At 68.7% G+C, this 7,176-nt stretch carries 7 protein-coding genes; 3 read left to right on the top strand and 4 right to left on the bottom strand.

Features of this window, described 5'->3' with window-relative positions; genetic code table 11:
- Together RUU78_RS14735 and RUU78_RS14730 are read left to right on the top strand one after the other, a co-directional pair.
- Positions 1–1,619 (top strand): caspase family protein (locus RUU78_RS14735; RefSeq protein WP_313917879.1); only part of this gene is annotated, 1,619 nt, incomplete at its 5' end.
- Between the two features lie 35 nt (positions 1,620–1,654).
- Complete coding sequence (locus tag RUU78_RS14730; RefSeq protein WP_313917877.1) at positions 1,655–2,692, top strand: hypothetical protein; 1,038 nt, start codon at positions 1,655–1,657, stop codon at positions 2,690–2,692.
- Positions 2,693–2,712: 20 nt separating this feature from the next.
- Here RUU78_RS14730 and RUU78_RS14725 read toward each other — a convergent pair whose 3' ends face one another.
- Positions 2,713–2,883 carry a hypothetical protein gene (locus RUU78_RS14725; protein ID WP_015766835.1) on the bottom strand — a complete coding sequence of 57 codons (171 nt, stop codon included), beginning with the start codon at positions 2,881–2,883 and terminating at the stop codon, positions 2,713–2,715.
- 365 nt (positions 2,884–3,248) lie between these two features.
- Between RUU78_RS14725 and RUU78_RS14720 the strand changes: the two genes are divergently transcribed.
- Complete coding sequence (locus tag RUU78_RS14720; protein WP_313917869.1) at positions 3,249–3,776, top strand: GNAT family N-acetyltransferase; 528 nt, start codon at positions 3,249–3,251, stop codon at positions 3,774–3,776.
- A gap of 86 nt (positions 3,777–3,862) precedes the next feature.
- Here RUU78_RS14720 and gnd read toward each other — a convergent pair whose 3' ends face one another.
- The 3 genes from gnd to RUU78_RS14705 all read right to left on the bottom strand — a co-directional run bounded on the left by gnd (position 3,863) and on the right by RUU78_RS14705 (position 7,151).
- Positions 3,863–5,317: a decarboxylating NADP(+)-dependent phosphogluconate dehydrogenase gene (gene gnd, locus RUU78_RS14715; RefSeq protein ID WP_313917867.1), complete on the bottom strand. Its 1,455-nt coding sequence runs from the start codon at positions 5,315–5,317 to the stop codon at positions 3,863–3,865.
- Positions 5,318–5,383: 66 nt separating this feature from the next.
- The gene (locus RUU78_RS14710) at positions 5,384–6,463 is read right to left on the bottom strand and encodes a DUF2914 domain-containing protein (protein ID WP_313917865.1); all 1,080 of its coding nucleotides are present in this window, start codon (positions 6,461–6,463) and stop codon (positions 5,384–5,386) included.
- A gap of 64 nt (positions 6,464–6,527) precedes the next feature.
- Complete coding sequence (locus RUU78_RS14705) at positions 6,528–7,151, bottom strand: cupin domain-containing protein (protein WP_313917881.1); 624 nt, start codon at positions 7,149–7,151, stop codon at positions 6,528–6,530.
- Positions 7,152–7,176 lie beyond the last annotated feature (25 nt).

The following is a 7,176-nucleotide window of genomic DNA, read 5'->3' as shown; positions in this document are numbered from 1 at the left end:
CCCTCGGCACCTGCCTGGCGCTCCTCCTGCCCCTAGCCGTCTCGGCCGCAGCGCCCGAACCGGTAGCCGGACGCATCGCCCTGGTAATCGGCAATGGCGCTTATGTCACGGCGCCACTGGTGAATCCGGCCGGCGATGCGCGCGCGGTGGCCGACCGCCTGCGCGAAGCCGGCTTTCGCGTGACCCTGAAGGTCGACGCGCCGCGGCGCGAACTGCAGGATGCGATTCGCGGCTTCGGCGACGCGCTTGCCCGCGACAACAAGGCGGTCGGTGTCTTCTACTACGCGGGCCATGGCGTGCAGCTCAACTGGCGCAACTTCATGCTGCCGGTGGATGCGCGCATCCAGCGCCCGGCGGATATTGCCGCGCAGGGCGTCGACGTCGGTCTGCTGCTCGAGAGCCTGGCTCGGGCGCGCAACCCGCTCAATCTGGTGATTCTCGACGCCTGCCGCAACAACCCCTTCGGGCGCGACTTTCGCACCGACGAGCGTGGGCTGTCGCAACTCGACGCGCCACCCGGGACGCTCCTCGCCTACGCCACGGCGCCCGGCAACACCGCCGATGACGGCGAGGGCGCGCACGGGCTGTACACCGACAACCTGCTGAAGGAGATGAAGGTGCCGGGTGCGCCGGTCGAAGACGTTTTCAAACGCGTCCGGCTGGCGGTCAGGCGTGCGTCCGAAGGCGCGCAGATCCCCTGGGAGAGCACCTCCCTGGAAGGCGACTTTGCGTTCGTCGGCGGCAGCGGACGTGACCTCAGCCGCGAGCAGAAGGAGTTCGAAGCCGATCTTGCAGCCTGGAACACGCTGCGTGAAGCCAGCACGCCCGAGCCGCTCGAGGCTTTCATCCGGCAGCGGCCGAGTGGCAAGTTTGCCGAGCTCGCCCAGCATCGGCTCGATGTGGTCCTCCGCCAGCGTGGTGAAAAGCCTGTCCAGGCGGCAGCCCCGCCACCTCTTGGGCCCGAGATGTGCGTGCCCGGTGCGGCGGCTACCGGCAAGGCCGCTTCCTACAGCGGCCAGGGACTTGCCTTCCGCCCCGGCGAACGCTACAGCTATCGTACCGTCGATCTGCTCAAGCAGACCGAGACCGCACGCAGTACCGATACCGTTCTCGGGATCGTCGGCGACGAGGTGCAGTACAACGACGGCAGCAAGGTGACCGACCTGTTCGGCAACAACGTGCGCGCTCCCGACGGCACGCGCTGGACGCCGTATCAGTTCTTCATCAACGACTATGCGCTCGGCAAACGCTGGCCGGCACAGTTCATAATCAGCCAGCCGGACGGCTCGAAGGTCAACGTGCGCTTCGAATTGCGGGTCGCCGCTCGCGAGCGCATCACGCTGCCAGCCGGAACTTTCGACAGCTACCGCATCGAAGCGCGTGGTGTCGTCCTCGCCAGCGGCGCCCAGCTCGAGCGCACCGCCTGGGTGGCGCCGGAACGAATGCGTGGCTTTCTGGCAATGGAGAATCTGGTGCGCAAGGACGGCGTGGTGGTCAGCGGCGAACGGATCGAGCTGATCGAGTACGGCGCCGGGGCTCCGGTCGCTACCTCGCCCACCGCGCCAGTGGCACCCGAAAAGAACAAGGAGCAGAGCGGCTGGCGACCGTCCTTTTACTGACAGGGAAGTCACATGACGTCGAAGGGCATGGCCCGGTGAACTCGGGCGACGACCACTCCGATCCGCGCGCGCTACGCCGGCGCACACGCCTCGCGGCCCTGACGACGCTCGCTTGTAGCATCCTGCTGGCGGCGGCGTGCACGTTCAACGCACGTGTCGACTCGCCGCCGGTAGCCGGCCAGGGCATCGGCCAGGTCGACCATCGCACGGTCCACGACGCGGACTGGTTCGATCCGGCACGGCGGCGCGCCGTCCCGGTTCGCCTCTACTGGCCGCAGGCCGTCGCGGCCGATGCGCGGGTGCCGCTGGTGGTCTTCTCGCACGGTCTCGGCGGTTCACGCCGAGGCTACAGCTACCTGGGTGCGCATTTCGCCGCCAACGGTATCGCCAGCCTGCATCTGCAGCATGTGGGCAGTGACCGCTCGCTGTGGGGCGGCAGTCCGTTCGGCCTGGTCGAGCGCCTGCAGGGCGCTGCACAGGACAGCGAGGCGATCGCACGGGTACACGATCTGCACTTCGCGCTCGACCACCTGCTGGCGGGTCCGCGCGGCGAGCAGATCGACCGCAGCCGCATCGTCGCTGCCGGCCATTCCTACGGAGCCAACACGGCGCTGCTGGCGGCCGGTGCGCGCGTCGAGCGCGAGGGTCGGTGGCTCGACTATCGCGACGCGCGCATCAGCGCCGCGATCGTCATCAGCGCGCCACCGTTCTATGGCGAGAGCGACCCGGCAAGGGTGCTGAGCCACGTGAGCATACCCACGCTGCACATCACCGCCACCGAGGACGTGATCCGCGTTCCCGGCTACTACTCGCCGGCCGCCGACCGGCTTGCGGTTTTCGAAGCCACCGGTAGTGCGCGCAAGACACTGGCGGTCTTCGACGGCGGCTCACACAGCATGTTCACGGACCGCGCCGGCACCGGTGGCGCCAGCCTGAATCCGCAAGTGAAGCGGGCTACCCAGGATCTTTCGGTGGCGTTCCTCAAGATGCTCTTCGAGGGCCACAGCGACACTCTGGCCAGTTGGCCCCTGCGGCATCCGGGAATCGTCGCTCGCTTCAGCGTTGCCGGCTGAGGAGCACGACCACCCGCCGGCTATCGTGGAGCGCCATAGGTGCGGGATCTGCGGCGCCAGCAGGCAGGCTTTTCCAGCATCGACACATCGACACGCCGCTTGCCGAAAATCTCCTGAGCCAGAGCCCAGCGATGGCGCTCCTCGAGACAAACGACGGCAATTTGTTCAAACCACTTCTGGATACGATTCATGGTCAGCGACTCCTCGGCAGGAATGAATTGATCGCAACTCATTGCGACCGGAGAAAGCTTAGCATGGAACTGTACGCATGTACAGCAATCGGATGTCGGGCTGCGCAGGCCGCGCCGACCACCCTGCGACTCCGACGGTTTGCCGCCGCCCGGCGGCGATCGTGCGGCAAGTGGCAGCCGTGTGCGCGTGGCGTCGCAGCCTGTGGGCGATGGCCCTTGTTTGTTGGCGGTGCCGGCGAGATACTCACGATCTGCCCGGAGGTCGCCCCGAACATGCCATGCCTGTCCACTATCCGCCAGCCCGCGACCCGCGGCCGCAGCCGCGCGCATTCGCTCCTTCGCCACGCTCCCGAGGTCCGACCCTGATGGCCGACTATCCGCAGGGCCTGGTTCGCACGCGCGAACTGTCCGACGGCAGGAGGGTGACCATCCGTCCCATCCGTCCTGGGGACGTCGAGATCGTGCAGGATTTCGTGCGCCACCTTTCGCAAGAGTCGCGCTATTCGCGTTTCATGTCGCAACTGAACGAGTTGTCGGCGAGCAAGCTGAAGTACTTCACCGACATCGACTACGATCGCCATCTGGCGCTGATTGCCGTTGCCGCCGCGGGCGCCGAGCAGATCGAAATCGGCGTCGCACGCTATGTGGGCTTACCGCAACCCGAAAGCTGCGAGTTCGCGATCGCGGTCGACGATGCCTGGCAAGGTTCCGGCGTTGCCGGGATATTGATGACGACGCTGATGGATGCCGCCCGCGAACGCGGCTTCCAGAGCATGAACGGTACGGTGCTGGCGACCAACCATCGGATGCTGTGCTTCGTGCGGCGGCTCGGTTTCACGGTGCGCGGCGATGCTGAGGATCCGGGCACGGTCGCGGTCGAACGACAGCTCTGACTACCGTCGGCCCGCTCGCGCGGGATGCGCCGGCCGCGGGGTCGGCGGCGCTGCCGCTGCGGCACGCCGCTCGGGCGGGCTCGCCGTCAGGCGGTGTAGCTGCCGGCAGTGGCGCCGCCGCCACTGCCGATCCAGTCGTGGTGGAAGAAGGTACCGCGCGGCTGGTCGGTACGTTCGAAACCGTGTGCGCCGAAGTAGTCGCGCATCGCCTGGATGACGTTGGCGGGCCCACGCGCGCAGCGGTAGCCATCGTAGAAAGCGAGCGCCGCCGACACGCCGGGGGCGGCGATCCCGTGCTCGGCGGCGAGCACCACCGCGCGCCGCCAACCGTCTTGGCAGCGGGCCAGCGTTTCCCGGAACCAGGGGTCGAGCAGCAGGCAGGCGAGGTCGGCGCGAGGCTCGTAGGCGTCGCGGATGCGGTTCAGGAAGGAACTGCGGATGATGCAGCCGGCGCGCCAGAGCAGCGCGACGCCGGCGAGATCGAGGTGCCAGCCATGGGCTTCGCTGGCGGCACGCATGAGCATGAAGCCCTGTGCGTAGCTCACCAGCTTGCTGGCCAGCAACGCGTCGTGCACGGCAGCCACCAGCGTGGCGCGATCGGCGCACGGCCGTGCCGGCGGACCGGGCAGGATCGCCGCCGCACTGCGGCGCTCGTCGAGCAGGGCGGAGAGGTGGCGCGCGCAGACCGACTCGCTGATCAGCGTCAGCGGCACGCCGAGTTGCAGGGCACTCTCGCTGGCCCAGCGGCCCGTGCCCTTCTGGCCTGCACGGTCGAGGATGCGGTCGACCAGAGGCACGCTATCCGCCTCCTGCACGCGGAAGATTTCGCAGGCGATCTCGACCAGATAGCTGGCGAGGTCGCCGCGCTGCCACTGCGCGAAGACCTCCGCCAGTTCGGCAGGCTGGTAGCCGCCCAACTCCCGCAGCAAGTGACAGGCCTCGGCGATGAGTTGCATGTCGCCGTACTCGATGCCGTTGTGCACCATCTTGACGAAGTGGCCGGCGCCGCCGTCGCCGATCCAGTCGCAGCACGCTTCGCCCGTCTCGCTGCGGGCGCTGATCGCGCGCAGGATCGGCCGCAGATGGGGCCACGCCGCGCGGTCACCGCCGGGCATCAGGCTCGGGCCGTGGCGGGCACCTGCCTCGCCGCCGGAGATGCCCATGCCGACGAAGCGGATGCCGCGCGCGGCGAGAGCCGTGCCGCGTCGCTCGCTGTCGGTGTAGTGCGAATTGCCGCCGTCGACGACGATGTCGCCGGTTTCCAGATACGGCAGCAGGCCGTCAATGCTCCGGTCGACCGCGTCGCCGGCCTTGACCAGCAGGAGGACGCACCGCGGCCGCTGGAGCAGCGCGGCCACTTCCGCAGGACGGAGCGCCCCGACGATGGTCGTCCCCCTCGCCGGACCGGCCAGGAATCCGTCCAGGCCGTCGGCGTCACGCTCGTACGCCACTACATGGAAGCCCTTGTCGGCCAGGTTGAGGGCGAGGTTCCGACCCATGACGGCCAGCCCGAAGACCGCGATATCGGCAAGCGGCGGCATGTCAGACGCCCGTCGGGACGCGCTGCGCGCCGCCACCGGAGCGCGCTGAGCACCGGCGGCAGCGCATCAATCGAAATCCCGGAGGCGCAGGTCGTCGCGACGCGGCGCGCCGCGCTCCACTCGCACCCGCAGAATGTCGATCGTGCGCCCATCCTGCGTGGCGACGATGAAACGCCAGTCGCCGGGCGCCGGATTCAGCACCCATGAGTAGCCGCGAAAGCCGCGATCGCGGCCGCCAGTGGTCTGGAAGGGCCGGCGGTAGACGAGTCGCCAGCCGTCGGTGTCGCGCACCTCCCAGCGGTGTTCGAGGGGCGCCGTCACACCGAGCGGCGCGAACACCGCCGACAAGCCATACAGCCGGCCGCCTTCCGGCACGTGCAGCGTGCTCGCCTGATCCCGCCACCATTGCCACCACGCTGCCCGCTCGACCTGCACCGCATAGCGGCCGGCCTCCTGCACGAAGTCCTGACCGACCGCCAGTTGCCGCTTGACGAGCGGCACCGGCGCGATCATGTCGAGCCGGAAGGCCAGCATCAAGACGACGGCCAGGCCCCAGGCCGGCCAGATGCGCCCCGGCCGCCCCGGTGCCAGCCAGCGCAGGCCGTGCGTCAGCACGACGCCGGCGGCCGTGGAAGCGTAGAACCAGAGGGGATCCAGGCTGCCCAGGGCATGCGGCAGCGCGAAATTGAAGAGCAGGATCGCATTCAGTGCAAACAACGCCCAGGTCAGCGTGAAGCGCCGCCCGTAGTGGTTGCCGGCGAACTCGTTGCCGACCAGGAGGGCGCCGAGAAACGCCGCCATCAGCCAGGTGCCGAGGTGGCCGGAACTCTTGAAGTAGAGGATGAAGAGCGCCGAGAAGATGCCGCCGAAGAAGAACTGCAGCAGCAGATAGGGCGCTTGCCAGGCGATGGCGTTGAAACGGCCGGCGCGCGACTTTTCGGCGGTGGGGGCCGTCATGCCGAGGGCCTCCCGGCGAGCCAGCCACAGCGTCAACAGCGCGGCGCCGAGCAGGAAAGCGCCGAGGCGCCAGAAATCCATGACGCGGATGCGCTGGCCGATGGTCAGCGCATCCCAGGCAAAGCCGCCGAGGAAGGCGGCGACCGGGTACAGGCGGCGCAGCAAGGCCCAGGTCGCGACCGCGTTCACGCGAGGCGCCGCCCGGCGAACCGGCAAGAGCCGGGTTGGCGGCGAGTCGTGTCAGGCGACACCATCAGGCGCCTGCGGGCACAAGCAGTGCCGCCCCGAGATGGCCCACCTTGACGTAGATCAGCGCACCCTCGGCGCCGGTGAAGGGCGCGTGGCGACTCCAGCGCGGATTGCGCAACCAGCTCCCTTGCGGGTATTCGCCGTCCTCGTCGCGAAAGAGCCCGTCGAGAACCAGGATCTCCTCGCCACCGGGATGCACGTGCGAAGTGAAGCGCGTCTGTGGCGCCCAGCGCACCAGCGCCGTGTTGATCCCGGCGTGTTCGTGCAGCGGCAACACCGACAGGCCGGGAACCAGTCCCGGCTGCCACTGCGCTGTCCCGGTATCGACGCGCAACGCTTGCCGGTCGCCGGCCGCGAACTGCCAAAGCTTGACGAACAGCGTGCAGCCGTTGCGTGAGAAAGGCGTGTGCGTCGAGCCGGGTGGGTTGCGCAGATAGCTGCCGGCAGGATAGTCGCCGTCCTCGTCGGAAAAGACGCCGTCGAGCACGAGAATCTCCTCGCCGCCGCCGTGCGTGTGCGCATGGAAACCGGCGCCGGCAGCGTAGCGAACGATACTCGTCGCGCGGCCGACTTCGCGGCCGACGCGGTCGAGCATGCGGCGTTCGACGCCCGGTTGCGGCGAGGGCAGCCAGCGTGCATCGGCGGCGTGCGCG

Origin of the sequence: Tahibacter sp. (genome assembly GCF_032229445.1) — a bacterium.
Classification (GTDB): Bacteria; Pseudomonadota; Gammaproteobacteria; order Xanthomonadales; family Rhodanobacteraceae; genus Tahibacter.
This window is presented reverse-complemented; position numbering and strand designations above follow the sequence as displayed.